Annotated in this window: 13 protein-coding genes; 7 read left to right on the top strand and 6 right to left on the bottom strand. The window is 64.4% G+C overall.

Translation table 11 applies throughout. The features are described from left to right. Positions 1–41: 41 nt before the first annotated feature. The 3 genes from CSQ95_RS15720 to ppnN form a co-directional block, all read right to left on the bottom strand. On the bottom strand, positions 42–848 hold the full coding sequence (locus tag CSQ95_RS15720) for a transporter substrate-binding domain-containing protein (protein WP_099410164.1): 807 nt from the start codon (positions 846–848) through the stop codon (positions 42–44). Positions 849–1064: 216 nt separating this feature from the next. After that, entirely contained in the window at positions 1065–2135 is a 1071-nt protein-coding gene (locus tag CSQ95_RS15715; RefSeq protein ID WP_180279071.1) for a LacI family DNA-binding transcriptional regulator, read from the bottom strand. Between the two features lie 203 nt (positions 2136–2338). After that, complete coding sequence (ppnN, locus tag CSQ95_RS15710) at positions 2339–3709, bottom strand: nucleotide 5'-monophosphate nucleosidase PpnN (protein ID WP_070219944.1); 1371 nt, start codon at positions 3707–3709, stop codon at positions 2339–2341. Positions 3710–4019: 310 nt separating this feature from the next. On the opposite strand from ppnN, the gene CSQ95_RS15705 reads away from it, so the two are divergent. The 4 genes from CSQ95_RS15705 (at position 4020) to CSQ95_RS15690 (ending at position 8445) form a co-directional block, all read left to right on the top strand. Continuing rightward, positions 4020–5525: a peptide MFS transporter gene (locus CSQ95_RS15705; protein ID WP_099410162.1), complete on the top strand. Its 1506-nt coding sequence runs from the start codon at positions 4020–4022 to the stop codon at positions 5523–5525. A gap of 131 nt (positions 5526–5656) precedes the next feature. Further along, positions 5657–6334 (top strand): UPF0149 family protein, encoded by a 678-nt coding sequence (locus CSQ95_RS15700; RefSeq protein ID WP_099410161.1) that lies wholly within the window; start codon positions 5657–5659, stop codon positions 6332–6334. 12 nt (positions 6335–6346) lie between these two features. After that, a complete protein-coding gene (locus CSQ95_RS15695) occupies positions 6347–8050 on the top strand; it encodes a hypothetical protein (RefSeq protein ID WP_099410160.1) in 1704 nt (567 codons plus the stop codon). A 14-nt stretch (positions 8051–8064) separates the two neighbouring features. Then, complete coding sequence (locus tag CSQ95_RS15690; RefSeq protein WP_099410159.1) at positions 8065–8445, top strand: hypothetical protein; 381 nt, start codon at positions 8065–8067, stop codon at positions 8443–8445. Between the two features lie 9 nt (positions 8446–8454). Here CSQ95_RS15690 and CSQ95_RS15685 read toward each other — a convergent pair whose 3' ends face one another. Beyond that, positions 8455–8682, bottom strand: a complete 228-nt coding sequence (locus tag CSQ95_RS15685) for a hypothetical protein (RefSeq protein ID WP_070291560.1) — start codon at positions 8680–8682, stop codon at positions 8455–8457. Positions 8683–8826: 144 nt separating this feature from the next. Between CSQ95_RS15685 and CSQ95_RS15680 the strand changes: the two genes are divergently transcribed. After that, positions 8827–10020, top strand: a complete 1194-nt coding sequence (locus CSQ95_RS15680; protein WP_099410158.1) for a hypothetical protein — start codon at positions 8827–8829, stop codon at positions 10018–10020. Beyond that, the gene (locus tag CSQ95_RS15675) at positions 10013–10933 is read left to right on the top strand and encodes an AAC(3) family N-acetyltransferase (protein ID WP_180279070.1); all 921 of its coding nucleotides are present in this window, start codon (positions 10013–10015) and stop codon (positions 10931–10933) included. The genes CSQ95_RS15680 and CSQ95_RS15675 overlap by 8 nt, the downstream gene beginning before the upstream one ends. Before the next feature lie 9 nt (positions 10934–10942). On the opposite strand, the gene hepB is transcribed toward CSQ95_RS15675, so the two are convergent. Together hepB and CSQ95_RS15665 are read right to left on the bottom strand one after the other, a co-directional pair. Next, positions 10943–13822, bottom strand: a complete 2880-nt coding sequence (gene hepB / locus CSQ95_RS15670; RefSeq protein ID WP_099410157.1) for a heparin/heparin-sulfate lyase HepB — start codon at positions 13820–13822, stop codon at positions 10943–10945. A 171-nt stretch (positions 13823–13993) separates the two neighbouring features. Then, the gene (locus CSQ95_RS15665; protein ID WP_257218066.1) at positions 13994–16255 is read right to left on the bottom strand and encodes an OPT family oligopeptide transporter; all 2262 of its coding nucleotides are present in this window, start codon (positions 16253–16255) and stop codon (positions 13994–13996) included. A gap of 199 nt (positions 16256–16454) precedes the next feature. Here CSQ95_RS15665 and CSQ95_RS15660 point away from each other — a divergent pair, with 199 nt between their 5' ends. Beyond that, positions 16455–18782 carry a penicillin-binding protein 1A gene (locus CSQ95_RS15660; RefSeq protein WP_257218065.1) on the top strand — a complete coding sequence of 776 codons (2328 nt, stop codon included), beginning with the start codon at positions 16455–16457 and terminating at the stop codon, positions 18780–18782. The last annotated feature ends 264 nt before the right edge of the window (positions 18783–19046 follow it).

Genomic DNA, 19046 nt, shown 5'->3' with positions numbered 1-19046 from the left:
CGCGCCGTACGGACGGGCACTTTCCTATGCGGCTTGCTGTATCAGAAAGTCGGCAGCGCCGGCAGCGGCGCGCCGCTCCACTTGCGCGCGATGACGTCGAGTTCGCCGTTCAGCTTGACGTAGTAGATGAAGTTGTTGAGCCACTGGTGCAGCTCGAAGTCGCCGCGGCGCACCGCCATCGAGTTCGGCTGCAGCGAGTAGGTGAAGCGGACCTCGATCTTGCCCGCGCCGCGCGTCTTGATGATGTCGAGCGCCATCGTGCTGGGGATCGAGACGGCGTCGACCTGCTTGCTGAGCAAGGCCTGGGTGACGGTGGCGTCATCCTCGAAACGCACGATATTGGTGCCGGCCGGCGCCAGGCGGCTCAGCGCCGTGTCGTTGGTGGTGCCGCGCGTCACGCCCACTTTCTTGCCCGTCAACTCGGCCAGGGCCTTGAATTTGCCGCCCACCGGCGCGACGATGGCCAGTTCGAACGCGCTGTAAGGCATGGTGAACATCAGGGTCTTGGCTCGTTCCGGCGTGGGCGCCAGGGTCGCCACGAGGAAATCGACCTTGCCCGACTCCAGCGACGGCACACGCGACGGCGCCGTCAACGGGACTATTTCCACGGGCAGGTTCATGTATTTGCCGATCAGGTTGGCGACGTCGACGTCATAGCCGACGGGCGCGCCCTTGGCGTCGATGCTGCCGAACGGCGGCGTGCCGCTGACCACGCCGATGGTCAGCTTGCCTTTTTTGATCAGGTCGCCAAGCGTCTGGGCGCCGGCATCGGCCGCCGCACCCAGGGCAAACGTTGCTGCGAGCGCGCACGCCACGATCTTCGAATACAACAGTGTAGTCATCTTCATGCTTCAGTCTCCTGTGATCCCGGTACCGGCCTCGTCGAGGCACTGCCGGGAATATTGTCAAATGGACGATTCGGATCGCCTCTTGCCGTGTCATTTCAACTTCATGCCAACCATTGCCCTGCCTGACTATTCACGCTCCTTTCCCAGGTGAATACCATCTATGAAACCGGTTCCATAACTGTCTCAAAAAAAAAGGGCGACGCCCTCTTCCCGTCCTCAAGCGTCGCCGCCCTTGCGTACTTCGCTACCTTGGGTGGAATTACGCACAATCAACTTGCCGGGCAACAGCACCTCGCGCGGCGGGCATTGATCGCCCTGCAGGCGCGACAGCATGCACGTCATCGCCGAAAAGCCGATGTCATAGGTCTGCTGCTCGATCGTGCTCAGGCCCGCCAGCGGCGACCATGGCAATTCATCAAAGCCCAGCAAGCCCACGTCCTGCGGCATGCGCAAGGCAAGGCGCTGCAGCATCAGCGCCAGTTCCAGCGCCACCATGCCGTTCGAGGCCAGCAGCGCCACGCGGCGGCCGCGCCACTGCGCCAGGCATTGCCGCACCTGCGCGTCGATGGCGGACCGGTCGTCCAGGTCCACGGCCAGCACTTCGCCCACGCAGCCCGGATGCTCGGCCATCACGGCCTGGAACCCTTCGGCGCGCATCAGCCGCGAACTGACGCCCGTCAATGGCGGCGCGACGAAGGCGATGGCGTCGAAACCCTGTTCGATCAGATGCGCGGTGGCCAGCCGGCCCGCCTGCACATTGTCCAGGCCCACGAGGTCGAAATCGGCGCCCTCGATGCGGCGGTCGACCAGCACGATGGGCATGTCCGCCTGCTGCAAGTCGGACGACTGAATGTTGCGCCCCTGCGTGTTGACGATCAGCCCTTCCACGCTGTACGAGCGCAGCGCGGCCAGCGACTGGCGTTCGCGCTGTTCGTCATTGCCGGTATTGCACAGAATCAAGGTATAGCCATGCTGCTGGCAAGCCGCTTCCACGCCTTGCAGCACGGCCACCGTGTAGGGATTGAGCATGTCCGCCACGACCATGCCGATCAGGCGCGTGCGGCCCCGCTTGAGGCCCCGCGCCATCTGGTTCGGCTGGTAGCCAAGGCGCGCGATGGTGCTGGCGATCTGCTGGCGGATGTTCTCGGACAGAGCATCGAGTTCGCCGCCGAGAAAGCGCGACACGCTCGTTTTCGACACGCCCGCCTCACGCGCCACCTGGGCGATGGTCACGGGCCGTGGCGGCTCGCCGGAGGCTGTTTTTTTGTTGCTGCGTACTGAATCCAAGGTGCTCTCCACTACCTGTTGATCTGCATATTTTTATTTTGGAACCGGTTCCAAAGATAGCACCCACGCATCGATGACGCAAGCGATTTGATTGCCTGTGGCGGCGAAGGAACGCAATGAGTGCATGGATGGGAACGCGGATGAAAAAACGCCGCCCGCCCCTTGCAAACGCAGGAGGCTGGCGGCGCTGGCTGGAAAACGGCTTACTGGACCACGGTATAGCACGGCACGTAGGCCGTGCCCGCCAGCTTCATGCGGTGCTGCGCGACGAACGAGGCCAGCAGCGCATCCATGGGGCCGGCGATGGATTTGTCGCCATGGATCTCGAAGTTGCCATGCTTTTCGATCGAGCGGATGCCGTCATCCTTGACGTTGCCCGCCACCACGCCCGAAAACGCACGGCGCAGCTGAGCCGCCAGCAAGTGCGTGGGCTGGTTCTTGTGCAGGCTCAGGTTGCGCATGTTTTCATGCGTGGGCTGGAACGGCTTCTGGAACTCGTGGTCGATCTTCAACAGCCAGTTGAAGTAATACGCGTCGCTGTGCGCCTTGCGGAATTCGCGCACCTGGCGTATGCCTTCGAGCATTTCGCGCGCCACCAGTTCCGGGTCGTCGATGATGATCTTGTAGCGCTGCTGCGCTTCCGGGCCCAGCGTGTCGTGGATGAACTGGTTGATCTGCACGAAGTACTCGCGCGACGTTTCCGGGCCCGTGAAGATCAGCGGGAACGGAATCTCGGCGTTGTCCGGGTGCAGCAAGATGCCGAGGATATACAGAATCTCTTCGGCCGTGCCCGCGCCGCCGGGGAAGACGACGATGCCGTGGCCGGCGCGCACGAACGCTTCCAGGCGTTTTTCGATGTCCGGCATGATGACCAGGTCATTGACGATCGGGTTCGGCGACTCGGCCGCGATGATGCCCGGCTCAGTGATGCCGAGATAGCGGCCATTGTGCAAACGCTGCTTGGCATGGCCGATGGTGGCACCCTTCATGGGGCCCTTCATGGCACCCGGGCCGCAGCCGGTGCAGATGTCGAGGCCGCGCAAGCCCAGCTGGTAGCCCACTTCCTTCGAATAATTGTATTCGGCGCGGTTGATCGAGTGGCCGCCCCAGCAGACGACCAGGTTCGGGTTGAGCTGGGTTTGCAGCACATTGGCGTTGCGCAGGATGTGGAAGACGGCATCCGTCACGCCTTCCGTGCTCTGCAAGTCGAATTTCGGGTTGCCCGTCACTTCGTCGCTGACGAAGATGATGTCGCGCAGCACGGCGAACAGGTGCTCGTGGATGCCCTTGATCATCTTGCCGTCGACGAAGGCGATGGCCGGCGCGCCCTTGATGTCGAGCTTGATGCCGCGCTCGCGCTGGATGATGGAGATTTCAAACGACTGGTAGCGCTCCAGCAGGGCGCGGCCATCGTCGATGGTGCTGCCGCAATTCAAGACCGCCAGCGCGCAGCGGCGGAAAGTGTTGTACAGGCCGCCCTGGCTGGTGTCGAGCAGTTTGTTGACTTCAGTCTTGGAGAGCACGTCCAGGCGGCCTTCCGGTGAAACCAGAGTATCGATAACGTCGTGTTCCATAATGCGAAAAATCCTTTAAAAATCGATGCTCGAAGGTCTTGCAGCCTTAATATACGACAAGTCAGGCAAGTTGTGCTGTGCCGCCGCGAAATCGCCCGGGCCGTTCTTGCCTGCAAACCGGTTTGACTAATATGAAACAGTCATTCTTGCTAATGCGAATGGAAACCTTCGCTCAGCGCAATTTGTAGATTAGAATGCCAGCCTATTGGAATTCCCGTGCGTACGGTTCTTCATGAGAGTCCCCGCCGCCCGCAGGCTTCCATAAGTTCGTTGTATCGATTGACTATAATAATTTTTCAGGAGGAACCGCATGAGCGGTGCGACTACGCCCAACAAGGAAGCCGTTATTCCCGAGTTCAAGCAGATTATGGGCCATCCAAGCCCATTGTGGATGTTGTTCATGACTGAATTCTGGGAACGCTTCGCGTTCTACGGAGTTCGCTGGGCGCTGGTACTGTACATCGTGGCCCAGTTCCACGGCGGCGACGGTTCGGGACAGGCAGCGGCCAACCTGACCTACGGTTCCTTCCTCGCGCTGGTGTACGCCGGCGCCCTGTTCGGCGGCTACATCGCCGACCGCGTCATCGGTTACCAGCGCTCCATCCTGCTGGGCGCCATCTTCATGGCTGCCGGCCTGTTCTGCATCTCCGTGCCGAACCAGGACATCTTCAACCTGGGCCTGGCCACGGTGATCGTCGGTAACGGCATGTTCAAGCCGAACATCTCGACCATGGTCGGCAAGCTGTACACGACCGCCGATCCGCGCCGCGACAGCGGCTTCACGATCTTCTACATGGGCATCAACATGGGCGCCATGGTCGCGCCTGTCTTCACGCAATGGCTGGCCGAGTCGATCTTCGGCACCAGCGCCATGCCTTCGTACAAGATGGTCTTCATGGCTTCCGGTTTCGGCATGCTGATCAGCCTGGTATGGTTCTTCATCGGCCGCCGCGCCCTGAAGGGCATCGGCGCACCGGAAGCCGGTTCCGGCAACCCGATGCGCGTCGTCTGGGTGGCCGTCGGCTCCCTGTGCGTGATCCCGCTGATGTATTTCCTGCTGACCGTCGGCGCTGAAAAGCTGCAAATCGTCCTGACCGTGCTGTTCGTCGGCCTGGCCGTCATGCTGATGATCGAAGGCATCCGCAACGGCAAAGTGGCGCGCGACCGCGTCATCGCCATGCTGCTGATCTTTGTCTTCAACATCCTGTTCTGGATGTTCTTCGAACAGGCTGGCAGCTCGTTTACTTTCCTGGCTGACAAGATCGTCAACCGCGACCTGGGCTTCTGGATCTTCCCGACCGCCTACTTCCAGACCGTCAATTCGGTCGCCATCATCGTCTTCGCGCCGATCATCGCCGCCGTCTGGGTCTTCCTGGCGCGCCACAACGTCAACCCTTCGATCCCGCGCAAATTCGGCCTGGGCTTGCTGGGCAATGCGCTGGCCTTCGGCCTGCTCATCTTCGCTCTGTCGAGCCTGGTTGGCGCCGATAACAAGATCCCGTTCTGGACCCTGACCACCGTGTACGTACTGCAATCGATCGGCGAGCTGTGCCTGTCGCCTATCGGCCTGTCGATGGTCACCAAGCTGGCGCCGGTGCGCCTGGTGGGCCTGGGCATGGGCGGCTGGTTCCTGTCGACCGGTATCGGCAACAACCTGTCGGGCATCTTCGCCAGCCACGTCAGCGGCGAAAGCGGCATGTCGGTGCAATCGGCCCTGTCCGGCTACACCTTCGGCTTCTGGTCCCTGCTGGGTGCCGGCGTCGTGCTGTTCCTGATCGCACCGCTGATCAACAAACTGATGCACGGCGTGAAGTAAGCGTCTTGCTGTAGATCAGAACGGCGGCCTGCGGGCCGCCGTTTTTCATTCCGGCGCCGGTTCTTGCCTTGGCGGGCGGTACAATACCGCCAGGGCCACCGGCCACTCCACCCACATCACCAAAGAATATTATGTCCAGCATCTCCACCACCTCGCCCCTCTCCGACGACGAATACGCCGAACTCGACACCCTGCTGGCCGCGCCCGCGCTGGAAGGCCGCGCCATGGACGTGTCGATGCTCGAAGGATTTCTCACAGCCGTCGCCCTGAACCCGAAGCAGATCGCGCCGGAACAGTGGTTGCCATGGGTATGGGACAAGGCGGCCGGCAGCGCCGCGCCCGCAGCGGATGCTGCCAGCGAACGGGCGGCCAGCCTGGCCCGCCGCCACCACGCCTATATGGTCGAATGGCTGGCGAAGGATCCGGACAGCTTCGAGCCCATCTACGTCTGCGGCCCCGAATGGAGCGTGCCCGCCTGGTGCGCCGGATTTATCCTGGGCACCAGCCTGGACAAGCCCCAGTGGGCGGCCCTGGCCGTCAGCCATCCTGATTATCTGGCGCCGTTCCAGCACCTGGCCAGCGCCAGCGAACTCGATGACGATGCGGCCGAAACGGCCATGGATGGCGTGATTCCCTCCGTCATCGCCATCAACGCCGCCTGGGCGCGCCAGCGCCACCTGAAACAAAGCCAGCCCGGCGCCACCGTGCTGCGCGAACTGCCGAAAACGGGCCGCAACGACCCGTGCCACTGCGGCAGCGGTAAAAAATACAAGAAATGCTGTGCCGACGCCGATAGCGCGGCCGGCTAAGGCGATTACTCCTTGCGCCAGCTGCTGACGGCCATCCTGCGCTTCCTGCTGCGCCACGCGCTGCAGTTCGCGCTGTTCATCGTCATCCTGCTGGCCGGCCGCACGCTGCTGGTCGAATGGCGCAGCTACAGCGCCGGCAGCGAGGCTGTCGCCGCCCTGCGCCAGGCTTCCGGCAGCGCCGGCAGCCATGGCGCCAGCCTGGCCGAGGCGGCCACGCTGCGCGTCAACGCCCTGCAAAAGACCTCACAAACGGCCATCGCCGCCCGCCAGAAGCAAGTGCAGGCGCAATTGGCAGCCTTGCGCGCGCAGCGGCAGCCGTCGCTGTTCACCCTTCCCCTGCCCGACCCGAGCACCCTGGCCTTGCATGCGCAGGACGAAGCGGCGCGCCGCGTGGAAATCGAAGTGCTGGCGCAGGAATCCCGTTACTTGAACGCCCTGCAGGCGGCGATCGGCGGCGAAGATGCACGCCAGACGCTGATGCGCCTGCATGCGGACCATGTGCGCGCGTATGCCGCACTGCAACATAATCTGCGCCAGCGCCGGCAGCTGGAAGCGCAGCATCCCGTGGCGGCGCGCCTGCCCGGCAGCGACGCCTACGCGCAGCTGTCGCTGCTCGAAGCGGAGGGCCAGCGCTTGCGCGAGGTCAACCTGCAAGCGTATCAGGCCTGGCTGGCGCAGCGCGCGCGCACCAGCAACGCCACCAACATCACCCGCCCCGCGCCATTCGCCGTCGATAATGCGGCGCTGGCCGGCGCGCTGGCGCCCGTACAAAAGGCGATTGCGGCAGGCGAAGAACAACTGGCGCGCAACTGGATCGCCCGCTGGCGCGCTCCCGTGCTCGACGTGGCGCCCACGGCCGCCCTGCTGGTGCTGTCGGCCATGCTGCTGCCCGTCGCCGTCAAGGCCTTCTTTTACTTCGTGCTGGCGCCCGTCGCTTCGCGCCTGAAGCCCTTGTCCATCGCGCACGCGCTGGACGTGACGGCCACTGCGCTCCCCCTGCCGCCCGATGGCCAGTCCCGCATTTCCGCCGTCTCGCAGGCATTGCAGCTCAAACCCGGCCAGCAGATGCTGATCCATCCCGCATACCTGCAAGCGTCGCCCGTCGGCACGCATAAACGCACGCAGTGGCTGCTGGACTGGCGGTTCCCGTTCACCAGCCTGGCCGCCGGCATGGCGGCGCTGACGCGGCTGGAAAGCGACGTGACCGCATCCGTGACGATTTCCGCCAGCGACGACCCGCTGCTGGAAGTGGCCGTCGTCCGCCTGCCGGCCGGCAGCGCTCTCGTGTTCCAGCCGAGGGGCCTCGTGGGCCTGATCTGCGACTCTGGCCAGCCGCTGGCGCTATCGAGCCACTGGCGCCTGGGCAGCCTGCACGCCTGGCTTACATTGCAGCTGCGCTTCATCGTCTTTCGCGGCCCCGTCACCCTGATCGTGCGCGGCTGCCGCGGCGTGCGCCTGGAACGGGCGGGCCAGGGCCGTTCCATCAGCCAGTCCGCCACCCTGGGCTTTACCACCGACGTGCTGTACTCGACGATGCGCAGCGAAACCTTCCTGCCCTACCTGCGCGGCCAGCAAGCCTTGCTCAACGACCGCTTCGACGGCGGCAACGGCGTCTACCTGTACGAAGAAACCCCGCGCCACGGCAAGCAGCCGGGCAAGGTGGGCAGTTGGTTCGAGGGGTTCACCGACGCGATCTTGAAAGTGTTCGGCATCTAGCCGAAGAGACCATAATGAACGATTTCCTGTTTGCCGATTTTCTCGAAGACCACGCCGTGTATGCGGCGGCAGAGGCGTACTGGCAGGCACGTTTGGCCTTCCTCGACAGCCAGTGCGCGCCGTATCTGCGCACCGCATTTTCCAATGGCCAGCCATTTTATGACGGCAATCCCATCGTCAACCTGGCGGACCGCAACGCCGGCAAGGCGGCGCGCATCGTGCAGCAATGCCCGCAGGAGTGCGGCCCCTGCTACACGAGCTTCGGGCAAGCCATCGAGCTGGCCGGCAATGATGGGCACCGCCCGGCACAGGAAAAGATCATCGTGCTCACGTTGACCGAAGACTCGGCGCAGAAGGCCGTCGATGAACTGCGGGACTGGTTTGCGCCAACGTAAGGCAGCCGGCTACGCCGCGATCGAATGCGACACCGTCAGCCACTCGCCCGGCTGCAAATTCGCCGCCGCCTCGCGCGTGGCCAGCACGCTGTCCGGGTCCAGGTCGGAGCGGTTCAGCTTGTAGGAATAGGCGAAATCGTCGGCATCGAATGCCTGCCCCGCCTTGACGTAATACTTGAAGCCGACAAACGAGTCGGGATTGGTGACGACCGAATACTCAAGCGTGACGGTGTTCATGGCGGGCCTCGTCGGCGATGGTGATACAGCCATTATGCGTCAATTCCCGCGGCGGCGACGCGGCGGCCAATCCTTGCGGTAAGTCAATAGCCCTGCCGATGGCCGGCGCTACAGTAGGCTGAGCCAACCACCGGATGGAATGCCATGCGCGCCTTGCTCGCGAAAATCAGGAACACTCTGGCGCCGCAGGCGGGCCTGCCGGCGGCGGCGCGCATGGAGCGGACGTCGGACCGGCGCGGCCTGCCCGCCTTTGATCCCGGGCCGCAAGCCGTCATCAAGGCCTGCACGGCCTGGCTATGCGCGGCGCAAGACCATTCCAGCTCCAACGACGGCGGCGTCGCGCGCGACTACAGCCTGCTGACGGGCTGGGCTAGCTCCTATCCCGAAACCACCGGCTACATCATCCCCACCATGATCGCCCTGGCGCAGCGCACGGGCGACGTGGGTGGGGATGATGCGCTGCACGAGCGCGCGCGCCGCATGCTCGATTGGTGCGTGGCCATCCAGTTCCCGGAAGGCGGTTTCCAGGGCGGGAAGATCGATTCGACGCCGCGCGTGCCCGTCACCTTCAACACGGGCCAGATCCTGCTTGGCCTGGCGGCCGGCGTGGCAGCGTACGGCGGGGCCTACGAGGACGCCATGCACCGCGCGGCACGCTGGCTGCGCGACAGCCAGGATGCCGACGGCTGCTGGCGCCGCCATCCGACGCCGTTCGCCAGCGCCGGCGACAAGGCGTATGAAACGCACGTGGCGTGGGGCTTGTTCGAAGCGGACCGCGTCGCGCCGGGCCACGGCTATGGCGCGGCGGGCCTGCGCCAGGTCGACTGGGCGTTGACGAAGCAGCGCCCCAACGGCTGGTTCGCCTCGAACTGCCTGGACAACCCGCTGCTGCCCCTGACCCACACCATCGGCTACGCCTTGCGCGGCGTGCTCGAAGCGCACCGCTTCTCGGCGCGCGCCGACCTGCTGGAGGCCGCCGCGCGCACCGGCACGAGCGTCGCCAGGGCCGTGGCGGCCGACGGCCATCTGGCCGGCCGCCTCGGACCCGACTTCCAGCCGGGGGCCGGCTACGCCTGCCTTACCGGTTCCGCGCAAAACGCGCATTGCCTGTTCCTGCTGTACCAGCTCACGGGCGAGCGGCACTACCTCGACGCGGCGCGCCGCCTGAATCGTTACGTGCGGCGCGCGGTCAGCATCGACGGACCCGCGCACGCGCGCGGCGGCGTCAAGGGCTCGTTTCCCGTCGATGGCGACTACGGCACCTGGGCTTACCTGAACTGGGCCGCCAAGTTCTGCATCGATGCCAACCTGCTGGAATTGGAGTCAGGCCATGCTTGACGGGGCCAGGCGCACCGCCAGGGCCGCGCTGGAAGCGTGGCGCCGCGCCGCCAGCGCCCGCAACATGCGCCACGGCGCGCGCCACGTGACGCGCGCCGGATTGGCCGCCGATCTGGCGCGGCTGGGCATCGCGCACGGAGACACGCTATTCGTGCACTCTTCGCTGAAAAGCCTCGGCTACGTGGAAGGCGGCGCGGCGGCCGTGATTGCCGCCCTGCAGGACGCCGTCGGCCCGCAAGGCACCCTGCTGCTGCCCACCTACTATCTGCCGGGCGGGACCGTGCGCGCCACCTGCGACATGAAAGACTATGTGTTCGACCCGCGCCGCCATGGCACGCACATGGGGCGCCTGCCCGAAACGTTCCTCGCCAGCGCCGGTGTGCGGCGCAGCATCCACCCGACCCACTCCGTGTCCGCGTGGGGCCGCCATACCGACGCTCTCACCGAGGCGCATCACCGCGCGCCGTCGATCTTCGGCGTGGATTCGCCCTGGCAGCGCTTCATCGGCTGCGAGCAGGCCAAGGTGCTGGGCCTGGGCATTTCCATGGGGCCGGTGACGTTCTATCACGCGCTGGAAGACGCCATGGGCGACGCCTTTCCCGTGCCCGTGTGGGAAGGCGAGACAAAGCTGCTGGCCTGCCTGGACCACGCCGGCCGGCGCTGGGACGTGCCCGTGCGCTCCTTCGATCCCGCCATCGCGCAGCGCCGCATCGACCATCCCGGGCGCGGCGACCTGCGCGACTACTTTCACCGGGAGTTCGACGCCGCCGGCCTGCGCGTCAACGGGCACGTGGGCGATGCGGCGTCATGGTGCATACCGGCGCAGGCATTTTATGACCACCTGCGCCAAATGGCGTCCGAACACGTGACGATCTACGCAAGCGCTGCGCAACTGGCGGCGCGGCCTGTCTAGCCTGGCCTTTCACGGCACGGCCGGTGACGCTGGCAACGCCGCCGCCGCGCGCCCGGTGCCACTTGCGCTGCGCTGCAGGTCGTACACACCGCCGCCATTGGCGACAAAATACAAGGCACCGCCGTCGTCACTCACCTCATCCTCGATGGGGCCGCCCGACCCGCGCTTGCGGACAGTCCAGCTTCCCGCCTGCAAATCCGTCACCAGCACCTGCATGGAGGCGCTTTGTGCCGGCAGCTCGAAGGTGACGGTCCCGCCCAGCGGCAAGCCGCTCCTGGAAAACAGCACCACGCGGTCCTTGATCTGCACGCCGGCCAGCAGCGGCGAAGCGATGGCCGTCGTGGGCAGCGCTGGCAGCGCGCTGCCGGCATCCATCACCTGCATGACATTGAGGAACAAGTCCGTTTCGCTGGCGGCCGGCGGCGACACTTCCAGCCGCCAGGCGCCCGCTTCCTCGGTCGAATAGTCCGCTTCAGGCTGGATGGGATAGTTGATGCCGCCGACGCTGAATTCATTGCCGCTGCCGCCCACCTTGGCCAGCACGGCATTCGTTGGCAACACGGTGCGGTTGATCAGCTTGCCGCTGTACTGCAAGGTGCTGTTGTAGTCCCAATCCGTACGCTGGATGACCACCGTGTCGCCGCTGATTTCCGGCTCGGACTGGCTGTGCAACAGCCAGGTCTTCTTGAATCCCGCGTCGCTGGCGCTGACCTTGTCGAACACGATCAGCGCGGCCGGGTGGTTCGCATCCTTGAGGTTCAAGAACACGAACGAGCGCTGAAACTGGCGCACCTTGCTGCTGTAGGCCGCCGTCAGGTCGCCCTTGATGTAGCTGAAGTGCGGCGCCTGCGCCTGGGGGCCGGACTGGTGCCGCAGGACAGTGGCCACCTTGTAGCCGTTGGCCAGTTCCGCCAGGCTTTGCGGCTCCTCGCCCGGAAAGCGCTGTCCGCCGTCATTGGCATAGCCGTCAAAATTCTCGCCCGGGTCATACACCAGCATGGTGTTGTGCGCGATGCTGCGCTTGTGATAGTTCATGTCGTGCGCACTGCCGTATTCGAGCGGAATGGCGGGATCGGTCACATCCCTGCCGCTATAAATACCCGAATCGATGGCCAGCCCGCCCTTGTAGTAAATCTGGAAATGCCCGGCGTCATAATGCTCGTGGTTGCCGAACCAGTCGCCGCCCAGCTTCATCGTCGCCACGACATTGCCCGACTCGACATGTATGCCATCGGTCCAGCCCGTGCGGGCGATCATCAAGCCGGCGGGATCGGGGAAATACTTGGTCAAGGGCAAGGTGGCCGGACTGGGTGTGCTGTCCATGCCTGTATTGCCAAGCAAAATAGGCCAGATGCTGTCCTTGGCATGGATAAAACTGGTCGACTGCTGCAGCGACTGCTTCAAATACTCCTGCTTCAAGGTGGAATTGTTATAGTAGGTCGCGGGCAACATGAAGGCCAGCGGTTCGCTCCAGGTCTGTCTGCTGTTGGTATAGGAGGAATGATAGACATCGCCATCACGCATCCATTGCCCGTCGGGGCGGCGCGTGTAGAGCCAATGATACGGCGTCATCTGCTGCACGGGATCGAACACGGGGGCAGCGCCCATGCGCCGGAACAGCCAGGCGGCGTACATGTCCGCCAGGAAACGCACCGTGCCATAGGACGCGCCCTGGTGATAGGCTTGCGCGGCGTAGGCGTAGTTACGCGGCGCGATATAGTCGGCAAAGAAGCGCCCGGCAACGATGTTGTAGACCAGCGGCGCCTCGTCATAAAAGGCGATGGCGGCCGCTAGCTGGTCACGCAGCAGCTGGTTGTCGCTGCCATGGCCCACGACGGCGCCTTGACGCGATGGCGGAAAGCCGATTTCCATCGTGGCCGCAATCTGCGTAAAGCGCGTGACGACATAGGCGCGCTGCTGCGCGCTCATCAGATGGAAGCACCAGTCATACACCATGGCGCTGGCCAGGATGATGTCGCCTTTTTCGTTCGGGTGGCTATACCCGGGCGAAAAGCGCACGGCCGCCAGGTAGTCGAGCAGCATTTGCACGGCTTCGCGCCCCCGTTGCGCCTGCACCGGCGAACCGTCGCGTTCGTACAGCAGCGAGAACAGCGCCTTCGCCTTGATCGTGCTTACCACGTCGACCTGGTGGTTGCTCCCGGCGGGGCCGCCTGGCACGAACACGGGTAGCGCCACGACCGCCGGTGATGCGATAAACCCATTCAGGACAGCGCGATGCGTAGCCATCTCCTGTGCATCAGATTCGAACCGGCTGCGTATGGCCGCCAGGTCGCCCACCCGGGCAAACAGGCGCGGATGCTCGCCTGGCGGCGGCAGCACGGTGGGCAGCGGGTACGCGCCATAGCCCTGCGGCACAAAATCGGCGAGCGCCGTCACCAGCAGGCAATCGATGCCCACGCCGCCCTCGCGGTACTGGAGCTTCAGTTCGCGCTCGCCCGCGGCCAGCCAGCGGGTGACGGGCACCCAGGTCCACTGCGCGGCCTGGCCGGCAATGAACGGCACGGAGACGCTGGCATACGCGCCATTGTCGAGCGCCAGGTACAGCGATGCGGCGTCCGCCGCCGGCGCCAGCACGCGCAGCCAGACCGTGTAGTTGCCGTCGCGGGGCACGGCCACCCTGTACGACAACTCGGCCGCCGCACCCGGCGTATCGGCGCGCGCCAGGTCCGACGGCGTGGACAGGTAGCTGCCGCCGGAAATCACATTACTGCCAAGATACTCTTGCGTCCAGGGACCGCCCGGCGCCCCGACTTCCGCCTCGAACATGGCCTCGACGGGAAATGCCGCCGCATGCAGGGGGGGACTGGCCGCCAGCAAGGCGACATGGATCAAATATTGCAACTTGTGACGGCATCGCAGCTTGAACATGGATGGAACTCCAGTTTGTTGTATTTTAAATATTGCCAATAATATACCACCCTGAGTCCGTCTGATTTCATTTTTACAACAAATACTGGCTGCAGCAGCCTGCACGGCGCAAAAAAAAACCGCCCGGTATCACCCGGGCGGTTTTGGCTGGCAATGCGGATCGGTCGCGTGCTAGGCCTGCGATGCCTTCTTCTCGCGCGCCACGAAGTACAGCAGCACGATGATGGCCGCATACGGCAGCAGGGACAAGGCATCCGCGTTCAAGCCCGCATAGAACGGGTTGCCGTGTTCGGCCCAGTCGGCCATCATCTGGTCGAAGTGCGTGAGCACGCCGGCCGTGATCGCAATGATGATGCCGGCCAGCGCGCCGCCGGCGATGTAGCCGGACGCCAGCAGCACGCCAGAGCTGCGGTCGCCCGCCAGCTGGCGCTCTTCTTCATTCAGCTTGGCGTTGTGTTCCAGCTTGTTGTTGCGGCGGTCCGCCAGCCAGCGCACCAGGCCGCCGACGAAGATCGGCAAGGTCGACGACAGCGGCAGGTATACGCCCACCGAGAACGCCAGCGACGGAATGCCGGCCATTTCCAGCACCACGGCGATCATCACACCGAACAGCACCAGGGTCCATGGCAGCTGCTGGTCGAGGATGCCCTTGATGATGTAGGACATCAGCACGGCCTTCGGCGCATCGTATTTCTTTACTTCCGAGCCGTCCGGACGCTTGCTGTAGTGGCCATTGATGCCCGGATCGACCAGATAAGCGAGTTGCCCATCTTCCTTGACAAAATATTTGCCGGCCGGGCCGCCCACGGTATCGGTCTTTTGCCAGACTTTGTACGTGTTGTGGTCGCTCTCGGCTTGCGGGCCATGCAGCTCGCCCGTCACCGTCAGCTTCGATGCATCGACCGTCAGGCCGGGTGCCACTTGCGCGGCCGGCACGTAGACGGTGCTCGCCTCGTTCAGCTTCAGCAGAATCGGACCGAGGATCAGCGCGGACGACAAGGCGCCCGCCAGGATCGCGTACTGCTGCAGGCGCGGCGTGGCGCCCACCAGGTAGCCCGTTTTCAAGTCTTGCGAGGTGGTGCCCGCATTGCTGGCGGCGATGCAGACGATGGCGCCCACCGACAGGGCCGTCACATAGTAACGCCCGCCCGTCCAGCCCATGATCAGGAAGATCAGGCAAGTAAACAGCAAGGTGGCCACGGCCATGCCGGAGATCGGGTTCGACGAGGAGCCGATTTCGCCCGTCAGGCGCGACGAGACGGTGGCGAACAGGAAGCCGAAGACGAGGATCAGCAGCGCACCGAGGAAATTCATGTGCAGCGGCGTGGCGAACGTGATCACGGCGATGATCGACAGGCAGCCGATGATGACCCATTTCAGGGGGATGTCCTGGTCCGTGCGCAGGGTGGAATCGGTCTTGACGCCCTTGCCGATGCCCTTCAGGCCGGCCGACAGGCTGCGCCAGATCATGGGCATGGCGCGCACCAGTGAAATCAGGCCGCCGGCAGCCACGGCGCCCGCGCCGATGTACAGCACGTAGGCGCTGCGCACGTCGTCGGCGCCCATTTCGCTGATCAACTTGGTGCCCGGCGAGAGCACGGTCGTCAGGCTGTCGCCGAAGAACTTGATCATCGGGATCAGCAGCAAATACGACAGCACGCCGCCGGCCGCCATGGTGGCGGCGATGCGCGGGCCGATGATGTAGCCCACGCCCAGCAATTCAGGGGAAATCTCGGCGCCGATGGAGCCGCCCTTGAGCGGCGCGGCAAATTCCACGCCCGGCGTGTCCTTCCAGCCCTTGAACGAGATATTGAAGACTTTATACAGCAAGCCGACGGCGAAACCGCCGAAGATGATCTTGGCGCGGCGCTTGGCGTCCAGCGCGGCGGCCGAATCCTTCTCGATGCTTTCGCCGGCGGCGATGCGCGATTCTTCCGTGGCGGCTGCCTTGAGCACTTCGGCGCAGGCCGTGCCTTCGGGGAATTTGAGCTCCTTGTGCTGGTCGACGATCATGGTGCGGCGCATGGGGATCATCATCAGGATGCCCAGCAGGCCGCCGAGTATACCAACCAGCATGACTCTGGAGATTTCCAGGTCGAAGCCGAGGATCAGGATGGCGGGCATGGTCACGCCCAGGCCGAAGGCCAGCGATTCGCCGGCCGAACCGGCAGTCTGCGTGATGCTGTTTTCCAGGATCGACGAATCCTTGCCGCCCACCTTCTTGGCCAGGCCGAACAGGGTGATGGCGATCACGGCGACGGGAATCGAGGCGCTGACGGTCAGGCCCACCTTCAGCACCAGGTACAGCGAGGAGGCGCCAAAGACCATCCCCAGGATGACGCCCATGAACAGCGCGCGGAAGGTCATCTCGGGCAGCTTCGCATCGGCCGGGATGTACGGCTTCACGGCGCTCGGCATTGCATCTTTTGCCATAAATAAATCCTTAATTGTATAAATTAAACAGCCCGGATTGACGCCCGGGCTATTTGCTTGAAGCCGAGACTATCGCACAGCCGCGTTTCGATGAAAAGGTTTTTTGCTCCCGGTCCCGGCGCCTGGCCCGCGCCGGGAGCGCCGCCGCATTGGTCTATAATCGCTGCCACCGTGCCCTGCACGCTCATGTGAGACTGCCTTGACTGCCAAACGATCCGGATTCCCCTGGCCCTCCCGCCGCGCCACCGTGCGCGGCTTCATCCTCGCCGGCGGCGCCGCGCTGGCCGCCGCCGTGCTGCTGGCCGCTTACCTGTTCCTGTACGTGCGCCCCCGCCTGCCCGAGCTGGGCGTCATCACCGATTACCAGCCGAAGATCCCGCTGCGCGTGTACACGGCCGACAATGTGCTGATCGGCGAATTCGGCGAAGAGCACCGCGACTTCGTGCCGATTGCGCAAGTGCCGGAAATGATGAAAAAAGCCCTGCTGGCCATCGAGGACAGCCGCTTCTACGAACACCACGGCATCGACTTCGTGCGCGCCGGCGGCGCCGTACTGTCGAACCTGCGCCACGGCTTCGGCCATGGCGGCGGCTCCACCATCACCATGCAGGTGGCGCGCAACTTCTTCCTGACGCGCGAAAAAGTCGCCTCGCGCAAGCTCAATGAGATCATGCTGGCCCTGAAAATCGAGGCGGCCCTGTCGAAAGAGCAGATTCTCGAGCTGTACATGAACCAGATGTACCTGGGCCAGCGCTCGTTCGGCTTCGGCAGCGCGGCGCAGACGTATTTCGGCAAACCCTTGTCGGAACTGTCGATCGCGGAAATGGCCATGCTGGCCGGCCTGCCGCAAAACCCGTCGCGCCACAACCCGATCAGCAACCCGAAAAAGGCGCATGCGCGCCAGCAGCTGGTCTTGAAACGCATGCGTGAACTCGATTACATCAGCGAAGGCCAGTACCGGCAGGCGCTGGCGCAGCCGCTGCATATCAATACGCGCGGCAAACAGGGTTTCGACACGCACGCCGAATACGTGGCCGAACTGGCGCGCCAGGCCGTGTTTGCGCAATTCAAGGAAGACAGCTACACCAAGGGCATCAGCGTCTACACGACGATCCTGAAGGCGGACCAGGATGCGGCCTACGCCTCGACGCGCCGCAACGTCATCGCCTACGACCAGCGCCACGGCTACCGCGGCCCGGAAACCTTCATCGACATGCCGGCCGATCCCGAGCAGCGCGACGACGCCATCGATGCTGCGCTGCAAAAACGCCCGGACAGCGACGGCCTGATCGCCGCCGTCGTCACAGAAGTCGCCAGCGGCAAGGTGGTGGCCGACACGGGCGACGGCGACGCCAAGGCCATCACGGGCGACGGCTTGCGCTTTGCCGCCCCCGCCCTGTCCGCCAAGGCGAGCGCCGGCATCAAGCTGCGCCCGGGCGCCGTGATCCGCATCAGCCAGGACGCCAAGGGCAACTGGGCCATCACGCAAGTGCCGCTCGTGGCCGCCGCCTTCGTCTCGCTGGACGCGGACACGGGCGCCTATCACGCCATGGTGGGCGGCTTCGACTACAACCTGCAAAAGTTCAACCACGTCACGCAGGCGTGGCGCCAGCCCGGTTCGGCCATGAAGCCCTTCGTGTATTCGGCGGCGCTGGAAAAAGGCTTTTCGCCGGCCACCCTGATCAACGACGTGCCCCTGGAAATGCAGGCGGGCGGCAAGGTGTGGGCGCCGCAGAATGACGACTTCAAGTTCGACGGCCCCATCACCATGCGCTACGCGCTGGCGCAGTCGAAGAACGTGGCCTCGGTGCGCATCCTGCGCGCGCTGGGCGTGTCGTACACGCACGACTTCCTGGAAAAATTCGGCTTCGATCCGGCCCGCCAGCCCAGCAATCTGACCATGGCGCTGGGCACGGGTTCCGTCACGCCCGTGCAGATGGCGGGCGCCTACGCCCTGTTCGCCAATGGCGGCCACCAGGTGGAACCATACCTGATCGACCGCATCGTCGACGCCAGGGGCACCATCCTGATGCAGACCAAGCCGCCCGCGCCGAACGACGACAAGACCCTGGCGCTGGACCCGCGCAACGCCTTCGTGATGGACAGCATGCTGCGCGAAGTGGCGCGCACCGGCACGGGCGCGGCGGCAACGAAAAAACTGGGCCGCAGCGACATCGCCGGCAAGACGGGTACCACCAGCGACGCCGTCGACGGCTGGTTCGCCGGCTACAGCGGCGGCATCGTGGCGGTGGCGTGGATGGGCTACGACGAACCCAAATCGCTGGGCGGACGCGAATTCGGTTCGACCCTGGCCATGCCGATCTGGATCGACTACATGCGCACGGCCCTGTCAACGCGCCCGCAAGTGACGCGCGACGTGCCGGCGGGCCTGAGCCAGGTCGACGGCGAATGGCTGTACGATGAATTCATCGACATGAATGGCGTGAAGACGCTGGATATGGAGGTGGAAACGCCGACGGACCCGGCGGCACTGCCGGAGACGCTGCCGGTGGAAACCACGAACTGACACAGGTAACTTGTCGGATTACGCTTCGCTAATCCGACCTACCTCTTACTGCATCGATCACCAGTCGTAGGTCGGGTTAGCCAGGACGGCGTAACCCGACAGGTGCCGCAGAGGTTTACACCGTATCTTGTCGGATGACGCTTCGCCAATCCGACCTGCCTCTTACTGCATCAATCACCAGTCGTAGGTCGGGTTAGCCGGGACGGCGTAACCCGACAGGTGCCGCAGAGGTTTACACCGTATCTTGTCGGATTGCGCTTCGCC

The sequence above is a fragment of the Janthinobacterium sp. BJB304 genome (assembly GCF_002735765.1).
GTDB lineage: Bacteria > Pseudomonadota > Gammaproteobacteria > Burkholderiales > Burkholderiaceae_D > Janthinobacterium.
Note: the sequence above shows the minus strand (reverse complement) of the source record. Positions and strands in the feature narration are given on the sequence as shown.

Coding starts and splice junctions, on each gene's coding strand:
- CSQ95_RS15720 (WP_099410164.1), bottom strand. CDS start 848: ATGAAGATGACTACACTGTTGTATTCGAAGATCGTGGCGTGCGCGCTC.
- ppnN (WP_070219944.1), bottom strand. CDS start 3,709: ATGGAACACGACGTTATCGATACTCTGGTTTCACCGGAAGGCCGCCTG.
- CSQ95_RS15705 (WP_099410162.1), top strand. CDS start 4,020: ATGAGCGGTGCGACTACGCCCAACAAGGAAGCCGTTATTCCCGAGTTC.
- CSQ95_RS15700 (WP_099410161.1), top strand. CDS start 5,657: ATGTCCAGCATCTCCACCACCTCGCCCCTCTCCGACGACGAATACGCC.
- CSQ95_RS15690 (WP_099410159.1), top strand. CDS start 8,065: ATGAACGATTTCCTGTTTGCCGATTTTCTCGAAGACCACGCCGTGTAT.
- CSQ95_RS15685 (WP_070291560.1), bottom strand. CDS start 8,682: ATGAACACCGTCACGCTTGAGTATTCGGTCGTCACCAATCCCGACTCG.
- CSQ95_RS15680 (WP_099410158.1), top strand. CDS start 8,827: ATGCGCGCCTTGCTCGCGAAAATCAGGAACACTCTGGCGCCGCAGGCG.
- CSQ95_RS15675 (WP_180279070.1), top strand. CDS start 10,013: ATGCTTGACGGGGCCAGGCGCACCGCCAGGGCCGCGCTGGAAGCGTGG.
- hepB (WP_099410157.1), bottom strand. CDS start 13,822: ATGTTCAAGCTGCGATGCCGTCACAAGTTGCAATATTTGATCCATGTC.
- CSQ95_RS15665 (WP_257218066.1), bottom strand. CDS start 16,255: ATGGCAAAAGATGCAATGCCGAGCGCCGTGAAGCCGTACATCCCGGCC.